This window comes from Vitiosangium sp. GDMCC 1.1324 (assembly GCF_003044305.1).
In the GTDB taxonomy this organism is placed as follows: Bacteria; Myxococcota; Myxococcia; order Myxococcales; family Myxococcaceae; genus Archangium.
In genome coordinates, this window is the sequence record NZ_PZOX01000016.1 from 21,962 (window position 1) to 39,963 (window position 18,002).

14 protein-coding genes, 1 tRNA gene and 1 pseudogene are annotated in these 18,002 nt (G+C 70.1%); 9 read left to right on the forward strand and 7 right to left on the reverse strand.

Going from position 1 to position 18,002, the window contains the following annotated elements; all coding sequences use genetic code 11:
* Positions 1 to 61 precede the first annotated feature (61 nt).
* The 3 genes and pseudogenes from DAT35_RS60145 (at position 62) to DAT35_RS36915 (ending at position 2,093) form a co-directional block, all read left to right on the forward strand.
* The gene (locus DAT35_RS60145; protein ID WP_199243105.1) at positions 62 to 823 is read left to right on the forward strand and encodes an MFS transporter; all 762 of its coding nucleotides are present in this window, start codon (positions 62 to 64) and stop codon (positions 821 to 823) included.
* 12 nt (positions 824 to 835) lie between these two features.
* Positions 836 to 1,273, forward strand: a pseudogene (locus tag DAT35_RS60150) (MFS transporter); the annotation flags it as partial.
* A gap of 127 nt (positions 1,274 to 1,400) precedes the next feature.
* On the forward strand, positions 1,401 to 2,093 hold the full coding sequence (locus DAT35_RS36915) for a RibD family protein (protein WP_108073971.1): 693 nt from the start codon (positions 1,401 to 1,403) through the stop codon (positions 2,091 to 2,093).
* A 74-nt stretch (positions 2,094 to 2,167) separates the two neighbouring features.
* On the opposite strand, the gene DAT35_RS36920 is transcribed toward DAT35_RS36915, so the two are convergent.
* The 4 genes from DAT35_RS36920 to DAT35_RS36935 form a co-directional block, all read right to left on the reverse strand.
* Positions 2,168 to 4,945 carry an Hsp70 family protein gene (locus DAT35_RS36920; protein WP_108073972.1) on the reverse strand — a complete coding sequence of 926 codons (2,778 nt, stop codon included), beginning with the start codon at positions 4,943 to 4,945 and terminating at the stop codon, positions 2,168 to 2,170.
* Positions 4,946 to 4,984: 39 nt separating this feature from the next.
* Positions 4,985 to 6,838: an Hsp70 family protein gene (locus DAT35_RS36925; RefSeq protein WP_108073973.1), complete on the reverse strand. Its 1,854-nt coding sequence runs from the start codon at positions 6,836 to 6,838 to the stop codon at positions 4,985 to 4,987.
* 17 nt (positions 6,839 to 6,855) lie between these two features.
* Entirely contained in the window at positions 6,856 to 7,458 is a 603-nt protein-coding gene (locus DAT35_RS36930) for a DUF2760 domain-containing protein (RefSeq protein ID WP_108073974.1), read from the reverse strand.
* Between the two features lie 94 nt (positions 7,459 to 7,552).
* Positions 7,553 to 7,628 (reverse strand) — tRNA-Ala (locus DAT35_RS36935).
* A gap of 178 nt (positions 7,629 to 7,806) precedes the next feature.
* Here DAT35_RS36935 and DAT35_RS36940 point away from each other — a divergent pair.
* The 6 genes from DAT35_RS36940 (at position 7,807) to DAT35_RS36965 (ending at position 15,576) form a co-directional block, all read left to right on the forward strand.
* Positions 7,807 to 10,143: a tetratricopeptide repeat protein gene (locus tag DAT35_RS36940; protein ID WP_108073975.1), complete on the forward strand. Its 2,337-nt coding sequence runs from the start codon at positions 7,807 to 7,809 to the stop codon at positions 10,141 to 10,143.
* 188 nt (positions 10,144 to 10,331) lie between these two features.
* Complete coding sequence (gene cyoE / locus DAT35_RS36945) at positions 10,332 to 11,216, forward strand: heme o synthase (RefSeq protein ID WP_108073976.1); 885 nt, start codon at positions 10,332 to 10,334, stop codon at positions 11,214 to 11,216.
* 7 nt (positions 11,217 to 11,223) lie between these two features.
* Positions 11,224 to 12,234: an ABC transporter ATP-binding protein gene (locus DAT35_RS36950; RefSeq protein ID WP_108073977.1), complete on the forward strand. Its 1,011-nt coding sequence runs from the start codon at positions 11,224 to 11,226 to the stop codon at positions 12,232 to 12,234.
* Positions 12,231 to 13,103, forward strand: coding sequence for an ABC transporter permease (locus tag DAT35_RS36955; RefSeq protein WP_108073978.1), 873 nt, complete (start codon positions 12,231 to 12,233; stop codon positions 13,101 to 13,103). The genes DAT35_RS36950 and DAT35_RS36955 overlap by 4 nt, the downstream gene beginning before the upstream one ends.
* Before the next feature lie 120 nt (positions 13,104 to 13,223).
* Entirely contained in the window at positions 13,224 to 14,057 is an 834-nt protein-coding gene (locus DAT35_RS36960) for a carboxypeptidase regulatory-like domain-containing protein (protein WP_108073979.1), read from the forward strand.
* Positions 14,058 to 14,070: 13 nt separating this feature from the next.
* Complete coding sequence (locus DAT35_RS36965) at positions 14,071 to 15,576, forward strand: lipase maturation factor family protein (protein WP_108073980.1); 1,506 nt, start codon at positions 14,071 to 14,073, stop codon at positions 15,574 to 15,576.
* On the opposite strand, the gene DAT35_RS36970 is transcribed toward DAT35_RS36965, so the two are convergent.
* The 3 genes from DAT35_RS36970 to DAT35_RS36980 form a co-directional block, all read right to left on the reverse strand.
* The gene (locus DAT35_RS36970; RefSeq protein WP_108073981.1) at positions 15,539 to 16,849 is read right to left on the reverse strand and encodes an ATP-binding protein; all 1,311 of its coding nucleotides are present in this window, start codon (positions 16,847 to 16,849) and stop codon (positions 15,539 to 15,541) included. The two genes, DAT35_RS36965 and DAT35_RS36970, sit on opposite strands and share 38 nt — an antisense overlap.
* Positions 16,850 to 16,995: 146 nt before the next feature.
* Positions 16,996 to 17,676 carry a response regulator transcription factor gene (locus tag DAT35_RS36975; protein WP_108073982.1) on the reverse strand — a complete coding sequence of 227 codons (681 nt, stop codon included), beginning with the start codon at positions 17,674 to 17,676 and terminating at the stop codon, positions 16,996 to 16,998.
* Positions 17,677 to 17,691: 15 nt separating this feature from the next.
* Positions 17,692 to 17,973: a hypothetical protein gene (locus tag DAT35_RS36980; protein WP_108073983.1), complete on the reverse strand. Its 282-nt coding sequence runs from the start codon at positions 17,971 to 17,973 to the stop codon at positions 17,692 to 17,694.
* Positions 17,974 to 18,002: the final 29 nt, after the last annotated feature.

The window sequence follows — 18,002 nt, forward strand, 5'->3', positions numbered from 1 at the left end:
CCGCGCGCAGTTGCCTGCTCTGGCTTCGCTGCACGCTGAAGCACTGAGCAAGAGGTTATCCATGTCTGGTCCTTCCTCCCGGTCGCCCGCGGCGGCTCCTCCCGTCCTCGCGACGCTGCTGCCCATCGTGGCGGTGGTCTTGATTGCCTTCCTCGTCATCGGTCTCGCGATGCCGGTGCTCCCGCTTCATGTGCACCAGGACCTGGGCCTCGGTACCTTCGTGGTCGGCCTCGTCTCCGGCGCGCAGTTCTCCGCGTCCCTGCTCTCACGGTTCTGGTCGGGCCGCTACGCTGACAGCCGCGGCGCCAGGCGCGCAGTCGTCGCCGGCCTGCTGGTCGCAGCAGCAGCGGGGCTCCTCTACCTTCTCTCGCTCCGTTTCGTCGGCACTCCGGTGACCTCCGTCACGATCCTGCTGTTGGGCCGGGCAGTGCTCGGCGGGGCGGAGAGCTTCATCGTCACAGGGGCGCTCGGCTGGGGACTGGCGCTCCTGGGGCCGCGGAACACGGGCAAGGTCATGGCGTGGGTCGGAACGGCGATGTACGTCGCCTTCGCGGTCGGCGCGCCGGTCGGCACCGCGCTGTACGCCAGCCAGGGTTTCGCGGCGATTGCGTACGCGACGACGTTGATCCCGCTCGTCACCCTGCTGCTCGTCGTGCCGCTCCGCCCCGTCGCGCCGTCGCCCCATGCCCGCCCTTCATTCACCCGAGTGGTCGGTGCCGTGTGGGTGCCAGGTCTCGGCCTGGCGCTCAGCAGCGTCGGCTTTGGCGCGATCACGACGTTCATCGTGTTGCTTTTCGCACAACATGGGTGGGGCCAGGCCTAGCTCGCCTTTACCGTCTTGAGCATCGCCTTCGCCGCTGGGCGTGTCGTCTTCGGCCATCTGCCGGACAGGATCGGCGGCGCCAGGGTCGCGTTGGTCTGTGTGTTGATTGAGGCGGCTGGCCAGGTGCTGATCTGGCTGGCGCCCGGGTCCACGCTGGCATTGTTCGGGGCGGCGCTCACCGGTCTTGGCTACTCGCTCGTCTACCCTGGCTTTGGCGTGGAAGCGGTCCGTCGCGCGCCGCCGGAAAGTCGTGGCCTCGCCACGGGCGCCTACACGGCTTTTCTCGATCTGGCGCTGGGGCTCGCCAGCCCCGCGCTGGGTCTGGTCGCGAGCGGGGTTGGCCTGGGCGCGGTGTTCCTCGTCAGCACGCTGGTCGTGCTCTGCGCCGCGGTCATCGCAGTGCGGCTCCTGAATGTGCCGTCGATCGCATCTGACACCGCAGCGATGTAGCTGCCGCTAGAAACACAAGAGGGGCCGAGGTCACCGTCCTGTCGCAGTCGCTCAAACAGCAAGCCGAGCCGCCCGTGGCATTTCTGCGTGGATGGGGATACGACGACTTCTCACGAGGAGCTGGCAGATGAATGAAGCGAAGCGGCCGTATGTGATTTGCCACATGGTTCCCTCCGTCGATGGGCGGATCGTCACCACGAGTTGGAAGCTCCCGCCCAGCCTCCTGGCCGAGTACGAGCAGACGGCCCGGACCTTCGACGCCGATGCGTGGATGATCGGCCGAATCTCCATGGAGCCCTACGCCGGGAAGGCCAGGGTTCCGGTGCGCAAGGTGCCGCACCCGATTCCGAGGACGGACTTCATTGCGAGGCGCGATGCGGAGTCCTACGCCATCGCTCTGGACCCTTCCGGCAAGCTCACCTGGAAGTCGAGCTCCATTGATGAGGAGCATGTGATTACGGTCCTCACCGAGGCGGTCTCGGACGACTACCTGGCTTTCCTTCAATCCAAGGGCGTCTCCTACCTGTTTGGCGGCAAGACGGACCTGAACCTGAAGAGGGTGCTCGAGAAGCTCAGGAAGGAGTTCGGCATCAAGAAGCTGCTCCTCGAGGGCGGCGGGAAGATCAACGGCTCCTTCCTGGCCGCGGACCTCATCGACGAGCTGAGCGTGCTGGTGGCGCCCATCGCGGACGGTGCCATCGGCACCCCGTCACTCTTCGATGCGAGAGAGGGAAAGGGGCCCGCTCGCCCCCTCAAGCTGGTCTCCTTCGAGAAGCGTAAAGGTGACCTGATCTGGCTGCGCTACAAGGTGAAGCGCTGACGCACCGGGCGCAGGGTCGAAGGGCCGCGATGCTGGAGCGGCCCTCGCGGATGGGACGTGGTGGACCTTCTCGGTTACAGGCGCAGGCCCGCGGGGAGGGTATCGCCGAGTGCCCGCGCTTCATCCGCGGCCTCGAGCGCCACGACTTCCGTCACCATCCGCACCCACGTGTCGGCCGCCTTCGCTGCGCGCAGGGCATTTGCTGTCTTGGCTCGCAGCTCGGGGCTGATGTCCCGCATCCGGTCTCCCGTGAGCCGCGCGAGCTGCGCCGCCGCGAACGGCGCTCCGTCGATGCGCTTGAGGTCCAGCTCCAGCAGCAGTGACAGCCAGGCCTCCGCCACCTCCACGTCCACCACCTTGTGGCTGCTGCCGTACAGCGGCACCCGTGCTCCCAGTCGTCCCAGCGCCCAGGCCCACGGACCGCCGCTCTTGTTCTCCTCCTTCAGCCTCGCCGCCACCCACTGGCCCAGCTCCGCCTTGTCTCCCGGCTCGAGGTGCTCCAGCGATGCCGCCGTGCGCACCATCTCGTCGAGGCCCTCGGGCTGGATGCCCTTGAGCTTCGTGTGCTGTGGGGGCGCCTCGAGCGGCACCTTCCGCGCCAGGTGTGGCTTCAGGTAGTCGTACAGCTTGCGCTGCTGCGCCTCGCTGAGCCCGCCGGCCATCCGCCGCCACATCACCCAGAACTCAATCCATACCGACTTCTCGGTGTGGTGTTGCACCAGCGGCTCGAACAGCGAGAACGTCTGCTCCGCTCGCCAGTGGTCCAGCGGATAGCCGAAGCCCGGCCGCAGCGTGTAGCCCGCGAGGCTGTAGAAGACGCGCTCGTGGTCCGCCGTGCGGCGCCGCTTGGACGCCCCCGCGAAGAGCGAGCTCCACAGCTCTCGCAGTACCGGCACCCGCCACGTCTCGCGCGGGCCCAGCACCTTCTCCAGCGTGCGGGACAGCTGCTTCACGTCCTTGGGGCCGATGGGCAGCGGCTTGTTTCCGAACACTCGTTCGACGTTCTCCTTCGCCTCGGCGAAGCGCGCCGGCATGGACTCGGTGACGGTCAACTCGCGCTCGCCGCCCGTGCCGCGCAGCTCGAACTCCAGGCGCCAGCGCTCGTCCGCCACGTTCGACACGGCGAAGAGCTCCAGCGTGCCGATCTCCGTGAGCCCCGCCTGCAGGTGGACGGGCACCTCCGCCGTCTTCCCCTCCGCGCCCTTGAGCACCGTGTGGATGGGCGGCAGGGGTTTCAGGTCCTCCGTCAGCGTCACCACGTCGCCCGGCTTGTCGATGCGGTCGCTCGTGGTGGAGTACAGCGTGAACTGCACCGGCCGCCCCAGCGTGAGCGTGAAGGAGCGCTCGCCGATGTCGACCTGGTTGCCCTCCTCGAAGCCCCGGGGAATGAGGCACAGCACTGGCTGCTCCGAGCTGTCCGCCGGACGCTGCAGGGCCACGTAGTACGCCCGCGCCGCGCCACCACCGATGCGCAGGCCGTGCCCGCGCCGCACCAGCCCGTAATAGGCCGCGCCGCGCGCCACCGCCAGCTCGAGCGACTCATGCTTCAGCAGCCGGATTCGAGGAGCCCCAGGCCACCAGGCGCTCACCGCGTCTACCAGGCGCTCGGAGAGCCGCGGCGAGTTGAAGACACCGCCGTTGAGCAGGATGGCGTCGGGGCGGGGGAGGGCTCCTTCCGAGGGCGCCGTCTCTCCCAGCGCCGCGAAGCCCGCCGCCGCGTGCTGCGCGAGGAAGGCCGCCAGGTGCCGGGTGATGGCCGCGTCCTGGGCGTACGGGAGCCCCAGTTCCTGGAGCGCCATGCGTGACACACGGCGAGGCCGCTCCTGCGTGCCCGAGCGCGGGAAGAAGCCATCCATGACGAGTGTCTCCGCCTCCTCGCGTGTCAGGTCCGTGGACAGCGAGCCCCCGAGGAGCCGGCTGCCCTCGGCCACGAGCGACACGCCGTAGCGCTCGGGAGGCTGGGTGCCCAGCAGCGCCTCCTTGGCGGTGCGAGCCGCCTGGATGGCCTGGGTCCACTGCGTGGCGGACAGGCGCCGGTTGCCGTTCGGGAAGAGCTTCTCCTCCACGCGTTTGGCGAGCGCGGCGTCCATGTTGTCGCCGCCGAGCATCAGGTGCTCGCCCACCGCGAGCCGCCGCAACATGGGTCCCTCGGGGGACACGCCCGCGTGCACCAGGGTGAAGTCCGTGGTGCCGCCGCCCACGTCCACCACCAGCACCAGCCGCACGCCCTCGAGCGACTTCGCCAGGTCCTTCCGGTGGCGCGCGGTGTAGTCGTAGAAGGCGGCCTGGGGTTCCTCCAGGAGGGTGAACTTCTCCAGGCCCGCCTTGCGCGCGGCGCTCACCGTGAGGGCGCGAGCCGCCTCGTCGAAGGAGGCGGGCACGGTGATGACCACCTCTTGCTGGCTGAGCGGCGCCTCCGGGTGGGCGTGGTTCCACGCGCGAGCCATGTGCGAGAGGAGCAGGGCGCTCGCCTCCACCGGAGACAGCTTCGCCACGTCCGCCGGAGCGCCCCACGGGAGGATGGGGGCCGAGCGATCCACACCCGGGTGGCACAACCAGCTCTTCGCGGACGTCACCACGCGGCCCGGCACCCGGGCGCCCTGCCACCGGGCGAGCTCGCCCACCACGTGCTGGCCGCTCTCGCCCCAGGGGAGTCGGAGCGAGCCGGTGGCGAGCTCATGGCCGGCGGGCACGTAGACGCACGAGGGCAGCAGCGACCGGGGACTCACCTCGCCCTGGCGTACCAGTTGGGGGACGGGGAAGTCCTCCACGGGAGCGGTGGGGCCCTTCGAGGGGTCCACCGAGGCGACGGCGCAGTGGGTGGTTCCGAGGTCGATGCCGACGATGTGCATAGGCGTGGGTGCGGCCCTACCTGGCCGCGGGGGCTCCTTCTACTCCTTCATGCGGACGTTGAGCTCCAGCTTCCACTTGCCGGGGCCCGCCTTTTCCAGGCAGCGCAGCTCCAGGGTGCCCACCTCGGTGACGGCGGCCTGGAGGTTGACGGGGGTCAGGTCGCCGAACGGGGTGGGTTTGCCCGGGAGGGTCGTCTCGATGGGGGCGAGCTCCTCGAGCTCATCGTTGCCCTCCACGTCCTCCACCATGGTGCCGACCTTGTCGTCGCGCCGCACGGACGAGGCGAAGAAGCGGAACTGGGTGGGCTCTCCCGTGACGAGGCCGAACTCCTGGGGAGGCACGTCCGCCTGGGTGCCCTCCTCCATGCCGAAGGGGGCCACGCACAGGGCCTTCACCGGGGGCTCCATGCCGGGCACCGCGGGCATCGCCGTCTCCACGCCCACGTAGTAGGCGCGCGCCGTGCCGCCGCGGATGCGCAGGCCGTGGCCCTGGCGCACCCATCCGTAATAGGCCCCGCCGCGTGCCACGGACAGGTCCAGGTCCGCGCCCTCGAGCTCCTGGGCCGGCTGGCCCCCGTCGGCGGCGAGCCACGAGTTGAGGACCTCCATCACCCGGGTCTTGAGGGGGCCCGCCTTGAAGACGCCGCCGTTGAAGAGCACGGCGGTGGGGTGGATGAAGGACTTGCCGCCCACGTCCACGGGCGAGTCCGGCGAGTTGGCCAGCGCCTGCGCCTGCCGGGTGAGGAAGGCGGCCAGGTGCTTGGTCACCGCGGGATCCTGCGCGTACGGCAGCGCCATCTGCGCGAGACCCGTGCGCCGGGCCATGCGCGGCATCTCAGAGACGGGGGAGGGTGGGAAGAAGCCATCGGTGAGGAGGCGGTCGAGCTCCTCGCGGGCCAGCTCCGTGCGCAGCGTGCCGCCGATGAGCGACGAGCCGCGGCCGGGAATCGCGATGGGGGCCTTGGCCAGGCTCGGGTCTCCGTACAGGGTCTCCTTGGCCATGCGGCTGCCGTAGGTGAGGGCGTTGAACTGCCAGGCGTCCAGCTTCTTGCCCTCGGCGGCGAGGCGCTGGTTGAGCGTGTGCGCCAGCGCCAGGTCCATGTTGTCGCCGCCCAGGAGGATGTGGTCGCCCACCGCCACGCGGGTGAGCTCCAGCTCTCCCGCCCTGTCCCTTACGGTGATGAGCGAGAAGTCGGCGGTGCCGCCGCCCACGTCCACCACGAGGATGACCTCGCCCACCTTCACCCGCTTGCGGAACGACTCGCCCTGGGCCTCCAGCCAGGCGTAGAGCGCCGCCTGGGGCTCCTCCAGGAGGATGATGTTCTCCAGGCCCGCGGCTTTCGCGGCCTCGAGCGTCAAGTCACGCGCGGCGGCGTCGAACGAGGCCGGGACGGTGACGATGACGTCCTGGGCGGCCATGGCGTTGGCGGCGTCTTCCTTCGTCCGGGCGAAGGTGTGGTCCCACGCCTCGCGCAGGTGGCGCAGGTAGCGGGTGGAGGCCTCCACCGGGGAGACGCGCTGCACCTCCTCGGGGGCCTGCCAGGGGAGCAGCGCGGCGCGCCGGTCCACGCCGGGGTGGCTCAACCAGCTCTTCGCCGAGGACACCAGGCGGGTGGGCACCTTGGCGCCGTGCGAGCGGGCGAACTCACCGGCGATGCTGGTGGCGTTCGGGTTCCACGGCAGCGCGAGGCTGCCCTGGGGGAACTCCTGGGCTCCCGGCAGGTAGAGGAACGAAGGCAGCAGCGTCCGGGCCTCCACGGTGCCTGGCGCCGTCAACTGCGGGATGGGCAGCATGGACTGCGCGGGGCCGCGGGGCTTTCCCTCCTCCAGGTTGAAGTAGGAGACCGCGGAGTGCGTGGTGCCGAGATCGATTCCAATCGCGTATCGGGCCATATGGGCTCAATCTGATGTCAGGGCAGCTCGACTTCAGCGGGTGCGACCACCCGGGGGTCCAGTGCCGGACTGGTGGACGGGAATTTCACGGCGGTGATGACCCAGCCGTGGTGCTTCAGCGAACCGCTATAAGGAGGCTGGCCGGCGACGTTGCCGGTGAGACGGATGCGCTGGGCGTCGAAGCCTGGTGGCACGTTCACCGCGTCGCCCTCGGCCTGGGGCAGCACGGGCTCCAGGGCCAGGTACTGGCGCACCACCTTGCGGCATCCCTCATGGACGATGCGGGCGGCGGCGCCCACGTCCGCATCCGGGAAGGCGGCCACGTCCTCCTGCAGGAAGTCGATGAACCGCCCCTCGCGCTGCAACATGGAGAGCAGCTGTAGAGCCGGGGCGTGCTCCTGTTCGGGGGTCAGCGGAGCGGGCGGCGGCGCGGCCTGGGGCTTCTGTTCCCCGGCCGTCAGCTCGGAGGGCGGGGCTCCCGCCGGCAGCTTGCCGGCCTTGTCGGCTTCCCGTACGGGCAGTACGGCCTGGGCGAAAGCCCCGTCGAACAGGATCCGCCAGAAGCACACGAACGCGAGCCAGAAGCGGGCGAAGAACGAGAGCGAAGGCTGGTCGGTCATCGGCCCCGGATAACAGACCGGGCGAGCTTTTCAATTCACTCGTGGGCCAAATGAAAAGGGCCTCACTGTTTCCAGTGAGGCCCTTTTCACTTCATGGTGGAGGTGGACGGGATCGAACCGACGACCTTCGCATTGCGAACGCGACGCTCTCCCAACTGAGCTACACCCCCGCACTCTTTTTGTCCCAACAACGGCCGGGCTTTTTTCCCGCCGCCGAAAGACGAACGGGCAATTACAGGACCCTATTCCAGGTGTCAAGCCGGGAATCTTCCGGGCTTCTTGTGCGATTGACGCGCAGCAACTCGGGGTGTCATAAGAACCCCCTCCTTACAGGCGCCTCCATTCGGAATGTCTACTCCCTCATCGAAGACGTTGAGCCCGGCCGAGCTTGCGAAGCTGGAGCACGCGTTCGCTTCCGACCCTTCCTCCGACGCTTACAAGCCCCTGGCCGAGGCCTACCTTGCTGCGGCCCGCTTCATGGAAGCGATGGTGGTCTGCAAGAAAGGGGTGAAGGCTCACCCTGATCGAGCGGAGCCTCGCCTCCTGCTCGCTCGCGTGTATCAGGAGCAGGGCAAGGACAAGAAGGCCCTGGAAGAGGTGCTCGGCGCCCTCCAGGTGCAGCCCACGGACAAGGCCTCGCTGCGCATGGCCGGCGTGCTGCAACTCAAGACCGGTGAGGCTGAGACCGGCAAGGCCAACCTCCTCAAGGCCCATGCGGCGGACCCCGCCGACCCCGAGACGCTCGCGGCGATGCAGCAGTACAAGGTGCAGCCGCCCCAGGCCGCCGCGCCCGCTCCGGCTCCTGCTCCTGTGGCCGCCGCGCCCGTCGCTCAGCCCGTGGCCGCCGCGCCCGAGCCCGCCGCTCCCGTGGCCGCTCCGGCTCCGGCCACCCGCAAGCCCCAGGTGGCCGCGGAGGACGAGGAGGACGAGGAGTCTCCTCGTCCCAAGGCCCGTACCGAGCAGCCCGTGCGCACCGCGGCCCGCCGTCCCCCGGTGGCCGTGCAGGAGGATGAGGACGTCGACGACGATGACGCGCCTCGCAAGCAGCGCAAGAGCGGCTCGGGCGCCAGCAAGTTCGTCACGCTCGGCCTGCTGATCGCGGTTCCCCTCGTCCTGGGTGGCTACGCCGTCCAGGGGCGCATGGCCGCTCAGCGCACCCGCGAAATCAAGAAGCAGCTCGAGGCCGCCACCGACCAGCTCAAGCACGACTCCTTCGACTCCTACAAGAAGGCGTGCGAGGCGGCCGACAAGGCGCTCAACGTGGATCCGGACTCCACCGCCGCGCACGGCTACCTGGCCTACGCGTACGCCATCCGCTGGGGTGAGCACGGCGGCGGCGACGACGCGCGCCACAAGGCCGAGGAGCACCTGGCCGCCGCCAAGAAGGGCAAGGAGATCAGCTCTCACCTGTACGCCGCCGAGGCCCTCATCAAGACGTACGGCGGCAAGGGCAAGGACGCGCTCACCGAGCTCGAGCAGCGGGTGAAGGACTTCGACGCGCAGGGCAAGCGCAGCTCGCTGCTGTACCTGACGCTCGGCCTCATCCAGATGAACGCGGGCGACCTGGAGCGCGGCAAGGACAACCTGGAGAAGGCCCAGGGCCTGTCTCCGGACGACCCGCGCATCTACGCCGCGCTCGGCGCCGTGTACCGCCGGCTCGGCCAGGATGGCACGGCCTGGAAGAACTACGACTTCGCGCTGCGCTACGAGAAGGACCACCCCGAGTCCCTGCTCGGCAAGTCCCTGCTGATGCTGGAGCAGGACTCGCCCAACTACGAGCTGGCCGCGCAGATGATCAAGAAGCTGCTGGAGGCCCAGCCGCCTCCGTCTCCGCGCCAGCTCGCGGCGGCGTACCTGGCCCGCTCGCTGCTCATCTCGCGCGTGTCCGCGGCCATGGCCACGTTCAAGCCCGAGGATCAGCCGAAGATCGTCGAGGCCACCGGCGTGCCCGCCGACAAGGACAAGGCCCGCCAGGAGATGGCCAAGGCCGAGGACACGGGCTTCACGCTGGACAAGCAGAGCCCCGAGCTGTCGCTCATCAAGGGCCGCCGGCTGCTGTCGGAGAACCAGTTCGATCAGGCCGCCGAGGAGATCCGCAAGGCCATCAAGATCGACGGCACGCGCGCCCAGTTCTACGTGGAGCTGGCCAAGGCCCTCATGGGCAAGCCGGGCGGTGAGAAGGAGGCCTCCGATGCGCTCGTCACCGCCATCAAGACGATGGGCGACAGCCCCAAGCTGCTCACCCTGCTGGGCAACGCCTACCGCCGCCAGAACAAGCTGGATGACGCGCTGGCCACCTACCAGCGCTCGGTGAAGGACGCCAACGCGAAGAACCCCGAGGCCCGTCTGGCCATCGGCACCATCTACCGCGAGCGCTCGGACTGGGCGAAGGCGCAGGACTCGCTGGAGAAGGCGGCCACCGAGTTCATTGGCCAGCCGGATCGGGCCGCCACCGCGCTGCTCGAGCTGGCGCGCGTCTACGAGGGCAAGGGCGACGCCGCCAAGGCCGACGAGACGTACCAGAAGGCGCTCAACGCCGATGAGAACTTCTCGCCGGCCTACTACCACTACGCGGCGTTCCTCTCGAAGGACAAGAAGCAGGCCGCCAAGGCCAAGGCGCTGGCGCAGGAGTACATCAAGCGCGAGCCCAAGGGCGAGTTCGTGGCCCAGGCCCAGGCGCTGTGAGCCGGGCTGCCGCTTGTGACAAGCGGTGCTGATGTTGACGGGCGCGGGGATGGCACGAATCCCGCGCCCGTTTGCTTGAAGTGGGGCTCTCCTGTGTGTAAGGGGAGGGGCGTTTTCTACCCCGGGCGGAGTTTGCTCCGCCTCCATCCGCGTCAGCAGTGAGCCTGTCGCGCCTTGGAGAGTTTCGAGTGAGCGCGCGTGCCGTGAGTGTGTCGAGCTTCGCTTCGGACCTGCTGTCCCTCACCAAGCCGAGGCTGTCGGGGCTGGTGATTGCCACCACCGCGGGAGGCATGTGGCTGGCGCCCGGTGAGCTGACGGTGACCCGCATCCTGGTGACGCTGCTGGCCACCACGGGCACGGTGGGCGCCGCCAACGCGCTCAACTGCTACTGGGAGCGGGACAGCGACCGCTTCATGGCGCGCACCCGCAACCGCCCGCTGCCCTCCAGGCGCATGGAGCCGGTGGTGGCGCTCGTGTTCGGGCTGGTGCTGGCGGCCGTGTCCCTGTCGGTGCTCGCCCTGGGCTCCAACCTGCTTACCGCGGGGCTGGGCCTGGTGGCGCTGCTCAGCTACGTGCTCGCGTATACCCCGCTCAAGGCGCGCACCTCGGCCGCCATGCTGGTGGGCGCGGTGCCCGGCGCGCTGCCTCCGCTCATGGGCTGGACGGCCGTCACCGGGCAGATCGACGCGGGCGGCTACGTCCTCTTCGCCATCCTCTTCCTGTGGCAGATCCCCCACTTCATCGCCATCGCCCTGTTCCGCAAGGACGAGTACGCGGCGGCCGGCCTCAAGTCCGTGCCGATCGAGCGCGGGGATGACTCCAGCCGCCTGCAGATCGTCCTGTACCTGGTGGCGTTGGTGCCCATGACGCTGCTTCCCTTCCAGCTGCGCATCGCCGGGGGCTGGTACCTGGCGGCCGCCGTGGTGCTGGGCCTGTCCTTCCTCGGGCTGGGAGCCGTCGGGCTCTTCCGGCAGCTGGGAAGGGTCTGGGCCCGCCAGACGTTCCTGTTCAGCCTGCTGTACCTGGCCGGCCTCTTCGCCGCGCTGATGCTCGACAGCGGGGGACACGGTTGATTCAAGGATGTCCACGGCCCTGACGGCCCTCCCTTCCGCGGCCCGCCGCGCTCCGGCTCCGCTGCTCCAGCTCGATGGGCTCACCCGCCGCTTCAAGCAGCGCGTGGCGCTCGATGGCCTGAGCCTCTCGGTGGGCAGTGGTGAGATTGTCGGTCTGCTCGGCCCCAACGGGGCGGGCAAGTCCACCACCTTCCAGCTGCTCGCCGGCCTGCTCGCTCCGGACGCCGGGCGCGTGCTGTTCGAGGGGCGGCCCCTGTCGCTCCACGATCCGGCCCTGCGCCGCCACCTGGGCATCATCTTCCAGCGCAGCAGCCTGGATGACCTGATGAGCGCGCGGGAGAACCTGCGGCTCGGCGCCCGGTTGTACGGACTGACGGGCACGCGGGCCCAGGAGCGCGTGGAGCGGATGCTCCAGCTCATCGGCCTCCAGGAGCGCGGCGATGAGCGCGTCTCCACCTGGTCCGGCGGCATGCGCCGGCGGCTGGAGCTGGCGCGCGCCCTGGTGCACCAGCCGCGCATCGTTCTCATGGACGAGCCCACGCAGGGGCTCGACGAGGCCTCCTTCCGCTCCTTCTGGGGGCGCCTGCGGGCCCTGCGCGACGCCGAGGGCCTCACCGTGCTGCTCACCACCCACCGCGCCGACGAGGCGGAGATGTGCGATCGGCTCGCGGTGCTGGACTCGGGCCGGTTGGTGGCCACCGACACGCCGGTGGCCCTGGCCTCGCGAGTGGGAGGGGACATCCTCACCCTGGAGGCCCGTGAGCCCGAGTCCCTCGCGGCCGAGCTGCGCGAGCGGCTGGGTCTGGAGGCGCGCGTGGTGGAGGGCCGGGTTCAGGTGGAGGTGGATCAGGGGCATGCGCTGGTGCCCCGTCTGGTGGAGGCCTTCCCGGCCGGCCGGTTCGCCTCGGTGTCCCTGCGCCGTCCCACGCTCGCGGATGTGTTTCTTCAGCTCACCGGCCGCGTTCTTGGCGCGGATCAGCCCACCGCCGAGCCCGCCCCCAGGAGGCGCCGTCGATGAACCTCCCCGCCACCGTTGCTCCTGACTCCTCTCTCGAGCCCGCGGACACCCGTGCGTCCCCGGAGAAGGAGCGGGTGCCAGGCACGCTCGCGCTTCAGTGGGCCACCGTGCGCGTGTTGCTCGCGCGTGACGTGGTGCGCTTCTTCCGTCAGCCCAGCCGGATTGTCGGCGCGCTCGCCCAGCCCATTCTCTTCTGGTTCGTCATCGGCGCGGGTTTCGCCGGCTCCTTCCGCGTCGAGGGTGCGCAGGGGATGGACTACCAGCGCTTCTCCTTCCCCGGCGTCGTCACCATGGTGGTGCTCTTCAGCGCCATCTTCGCCACCATCTCCGTCATCGAGGACCGGCGCGAGGGCTTCCTCCAGTCGGTGCTGGCCGGGCCGGGCTCGCGCCTGTCCGTCGTGTTGGGCAAGGCGCTGGGTTCCTCGGTCATCGCGCTGCTCCAGGCCTCGCTCTTCCTGCTGTTCGCCCCGCTGGCCGGAGTGAAGGCCGCCACCCTGGACGTGCCCCTGCTGGTGTCGGTGATGCTGCTGTCCGCCCTGGCCCTCACCGGGATGGGCATTGCCCTCGCATGGTGGGTGCGCTCCACCGCCGGCTACCACGCGGTGATGAGCATCGTCCTGCTGCCCATGTGGGTGCTCTCCGGCGCCATGTTCCCCCTCAAGGGCGCCGGGCCCCTGCTGGCCTGGGTGATGCGCCTCAACCCCATGCGCTTCTCCGTGGAGGGCATCCGCCGCGCGCTCTATGGCGCCGAGGCCTCGCTCGCCGTGGGGACCTCCTCCTCGGGCGCGGGACTCGAGGTGCCGGTGCTCATCGCCTTCGCCGCCGTCTTCCTGGGGCTCGCCGCCTTCAGTGTCAGCCGCCGGGAATAACCTGAAAGACGGTTCTTACATTGACCTCCGGGTCCTCTCTTCGTACGACTGGAGGACGCGTGACATCTGGCCGCCCGCGCCCGACCCAACGAGCACTGGCGGTACGAGGGAGTATTCACCATGAAGCTGCGTACGCTGAGCGTCGCGGTGCTCGGAGCCGTGGGGCTCGCCGCCCTGCCGGCCTGCAAGAAGGACGAGGCCTCTCCGTCTCCGGCCCCTGTTTCCCGGACCCCCGTGCAGGACAAGGCCGCGCCGATGGCCGAGGCTCCCGCGGCGGCGCCTGCTCCCCAGCCCCTCACGGGCGGAGGCACCGTCCGGGGCACCGTCACCTTCAAGGGCGTGGCGCCCACGCCGGCCGCCATCGCGCCCAGTGATGATCCCGCCTGCCAGGGCATGGCGCTGGCGGACCCGTCCCTCCAGGTGAAGGACGGCAAGGTGGAGAACGTCCTCGTGCGTGTGCGCGGCCTGATGCCCCGCGCGCAATCGGCCCAGCCCGCCGTCATTGATCAGAGCAAGTGCATGTACACCCCGCGAGTGCAGGGCGTTGCCGCCGGCCAGCCCGTCCTCATCAAGAACAGCGATGGGACGCTGCACAACGCGCGTGCGCTCGCCGGGACGAAGTCCATCTTCAACGTGGCCCAGCCTCCCAATGGCAAGGCCGTGCAGCGCTCCCTGCCCGGTGATGCCGAGGTGGTCCGCCTCAAGTGCGACATCCACCCGTGGATGACCGCCTGGGTGGTGGTGAACCCGAACCCGTTCTTCGCCACCTCCGGCGCGGATGGGGCCTTCTCCATCGAGCACCTGCCCGCTGGCACGTACACGCTCGAGGCGTGGCACGAGCGGCTCGGGACGCGCACGGCCGAGGTGACCGTCAAGGAGGGGGAGACCACCTCCGCCTCCTTCGAGTTCTCCGCCGAGGACGCCAAGGGCTCCGCCGCGGGCAACGTGAAGTAGAGTCCCGAGGGGCGTGGAACTCGTCCCCTCCAGCGATGCGCGGCACTCCGTTGCCCGGGTGGGCTGGTTCTACCTGCGCGCCCTAGGGATTGTCTTCGTCCTCGCCTTCGCCTCCCTCCTGCCCCAGCTCTCCGCGCTGCTGGGGCCCCAGGGTCTCAGTCCCGCCGTCGAGCTGCTCGACTACGTGCGCCAGGTGCTGCCGGGTCCCGAGCGCTACCTCCGCCTGCCCACGCTGCTGTGGGCGTTGGGGGCGGGGGAGGGGGCCCTGCGCGGCGTCGGGTTCGCGGGCCTCGCCTGTGGCGTGCTGCTCGCCGCGAATGTGGCTCCGCGGTTCGCCCTCGTCGGTGCCTGGGCCTGCTACCTCTCGCTCACCAACGTGAGCGGTGTGTTCCTCGGCTACCAGTGGGATGCGCTGCTGCTCGAGGCCGCGCTCGTCTCGCTGCCGCTCACCCCGGGTCACCTGCTGCCTCCGGGTGTCTCCCCTGCGCCTCCCCGGGGCGCCATCCTCCTGCCCCGCCTCCTGCTCTTCCGGCTGATGGTCATGTCCGGCCTGGTGAAGCTCGCCAGCGGAGACCCCACGTGGCGGGACTTCACCGCGCTCCAGTACCACTACGGGTCGCAGCCCCTGCCCAACCCCATCGCCTGGTTCGCCCACCTCCTGCCGCCGATCCTCCAGCGCACCAGCGTCGGGGTGATGTTCGTCATCGAGCTGGTGTTTCCCTTCCTCCTCTTCGGACCCCGGCGTGCGCGGCTCGCAGCGGCGTTCATGATCGCCCTGTTGCAGTTCGGCATCCTCGCCACGGGCAACTACGGCTTCTTCAACCTGCTCACGCTCGTGCTCTGCCTCTCCGCGCTCGATGATGGGGTGCTCGCGCGTTGGCGCATCGGTGGCCCGCCTCCCGTTGCCCCGGTCCTGCCTCGCCGCCGGCCCCGGTTGGGCGCGGTGGCCCTCGTGCTCTTCGGCGGGGCCTATGCCGTTCTCGGGTTCTCGCAGGACTTCCAGCGCCTCTCCCGACGCCCGCTGCCGGGAGTGCTCGAAAAGGTGGAGGAGGTCATCGCTGGCTTCCGGAGCATCAACACCTATGGCCTGTTCGCGGTGATGACCACCGAGCGGCGGGAGATCGTCCTCGAGGGCAGTGCCGACGGTCAGACGTGGAAGGAGTACCTCTTGCCGTACCGCCCGGGCCGCGTGGACGAGGCCCCGCACTTCGTCGCTCCGCATCAGCCCCGGCTGGACTGGCAGATGTGGTTCGCCGCGCTCTCCTCGTGCGAGGACAACCCGTGGCTCCTCCGCCTCCAGGAGGAGCTGCTGCGGGGCGAGCCCACTGTGCGGCGCCTCTTCACGGAGGACCCCTTCCCGGATGCGCCGCCCCGCTTCGTGCGCACGCGGCTCTTCGACTACCGCTTCACGGACTGGGACACGTGGCGTGCCACGGGCCACTGGTGGACGCGCACGGAGCTGGGGCCGTACTGCCCGCCTCTCACGCTCGAGAACGGTCAGCTGCGGGCGGTGCCTTGAGCGGGAGGGGGCCCTCGCGTCGCAGGGTGAAGCCCACCCGGGCGCCTCCTCCCGGACGGTTCTCCGCGAAGGTCTCCCCGTCGTGGGCCCGGGCAATCCGCTGCACCAGCGCGAGCCCCAGCCCCAGCGAGCCCGCCTCGCGTGCCTCTCCGCCCCGGTCCTTCCGGTAGAAGGGCTCGAAGACGCGTGTCTCCTCTCCCGGGAGCAGTCCCGGGCCCCGGTCGTCCACGCAGAAGGCGAGCTGCCCCTCTCGCTCGAGCAGCCGCAGCGCCTCCACCCCCTGGCCGTGCTTGCGCGCGTTGTCCAGCAGGTTGACCAGCGCGCGCCCCAGCAGCGTGGCGTCTCCCACCAGCTTCGCCTCGGGCACCTCCACCGAGAGGACTTCCGCCGGAATCCCCGTGCGCTCCAGCGCCCGCGCCGCCAGGTCCTTCCCGTCCAGCTCGCGGGGCGTCACCTGCCCGAAGTCCAGCCGGGAGCTCGCCAGCAGCTCGCCCACGAGGGCGTCCAGCTCCACCACCTCGCGCTCCATCTGGTCCGCCGTCTGCTCCGAGCCTCCGGCGTCGCGCATCAGCTCCACGAGGACGCGCAGGTGCGCCAGCGGCGTGCGCAGCTCGTGTGACACCGCGGCCAGCAGCTCGCGCTGGTCCGCCATCTGCCGTTCGATGCGCGCGGCCATCTCGTTGAAGGCGTCGGCCACCACGGACATCTCTCCGGTGGCATGCCGGCCCAGGTGCACGCGCGTCTCCAGCTTGCCCTCGCCCAGCTCCTTCGCGGCCCGCATCAACGTGTCCAGGGGACGTGACAGCCGCCGGGCGAGCCACCCCGCGGCCATCCACAGGGAGGCTCCGGCCAGCATCAGCATGATCGGCACGCGCCAGGGCTGCCGGGGCCGGGTGTGCCCGTAGCAGGCCAGCGCCGTGCCGAGCCTCCGCCCCTCGCGCTCCACGGGCACGGGGAGCTGCGCGTGGGGAGGGCAGGGCTCGCCGGTGCGCAGCAGCAGCACCCCGGAAGCGTCCTGCAGCTCCACGTCGATGTTCAGGTCCCTGGACACCGCGCGTGCGAGCTCCTCCCTGCGCACGGGGTCGTCCCACACCTCGGCGAGCCGGTTGCCGGCGAAGGTGCGTACGCGCTCCACCTCCTGGTGCCAGGGGGCGCCGCCCATGAGGTTCATCACCATGCCCACCACCACTCCGGTGATGAGGATGGACACGCCGAACCAGAGGAAGAGCCTGCGGTGCAGCTTCGCGCGGATGAACCACCCCAGCCGGCTCATGCGCCATCCCGGGTGCCAGCCGCGGTGCCTTCCCCACGGGTGGGGGTGCTCGCCCCAGGGGTGTTGGTGGTGCTCGCCCCAGGGGTGCTGGTGGTGCTCTCCCCAGGGGGGGCGGTGGCCTGGAGGACCTCGCCAATTCCGTCGTCTCATGGGCCCTCTTTGGAGAAGAGGTAGCCCACTCCGCGCACCGTCTTGATGAGGCGCGAGCCCTCATCGCCCAGCTTCTGCCGCAGGTGGGAGATGTGCACGTCCACGGTGCGCTCGCCCACCACAGTGTCACTGCGGCCGGCCTCGCCGAGCAGCGCGTCGCGGGGAATGACGCGCCCGGCGCGCCGCACCAGCGCCACCAGCAAGTCAAACTCGAGCCCGGTGAGCTCCACCAGCTTGCCGCCGGTGCGCACCTCGCGGGCCGACACGTCGATGGAGACGCCGCTGGCCTCCAGCTTCTCGGCCACGGCGGTGGGCTGGGCGCGCCGCAGTACGGCCCTCAAGCGCGCGAGCAGCTCGCGAGGGCTGAAGGGCTTGGCCAGGTAGTCATCCGCGCCGAGCTCGAGCCCCACGACGCGGTCGGTCTCGTCGCCTCGGGCGGTGAGCATGATGACGGGGAGGGTGCTCTTGGAGCGGATGCGCCGGCACACTTCCAACCCGTCCATGCCCGGCATCATCACGTCCAGCAGGACGGCGTCATAGGCGCTGGCCTCCAGCGCGGCCAGGCCGCGTCCTCCATCGGGTGCATGGGTGACGGTGATGCCGTTCTGCCCGAGGTACTGCGCGAGCAGCTCGTACATCCGGGTGTCATCGTCGATGAGGAGGACGCGGGTGGCCATGGGAGGACATCGACTCTAACGCGGGCCGGGGGTGGCTGGCGTGTCGGGGGTGGGCGCCTGGGCCTGCTGGGCGGGGGGCGCGGGAGGCGCCTCGGCGGGGCGCGGGGCCTGTGGGGTCTGGGGCGGGGCCCAGGGAGCGGTGCTGGGACCCGGGTTGCCGTATCCGTAGGACTGCTCGTGGCGGCAGAACCCGCCAGGACCGTAATGGTGCCAGCGGTAGAGGCTGGCGAAGCCGGAGGCGTAGCCCGCGAAGGTACCCACGGCCAGCAGGAAGATGAGGGCGCGGCGGCGCATCATGGTGTGTTCCTTTCCTTGTCCAGGGCTTC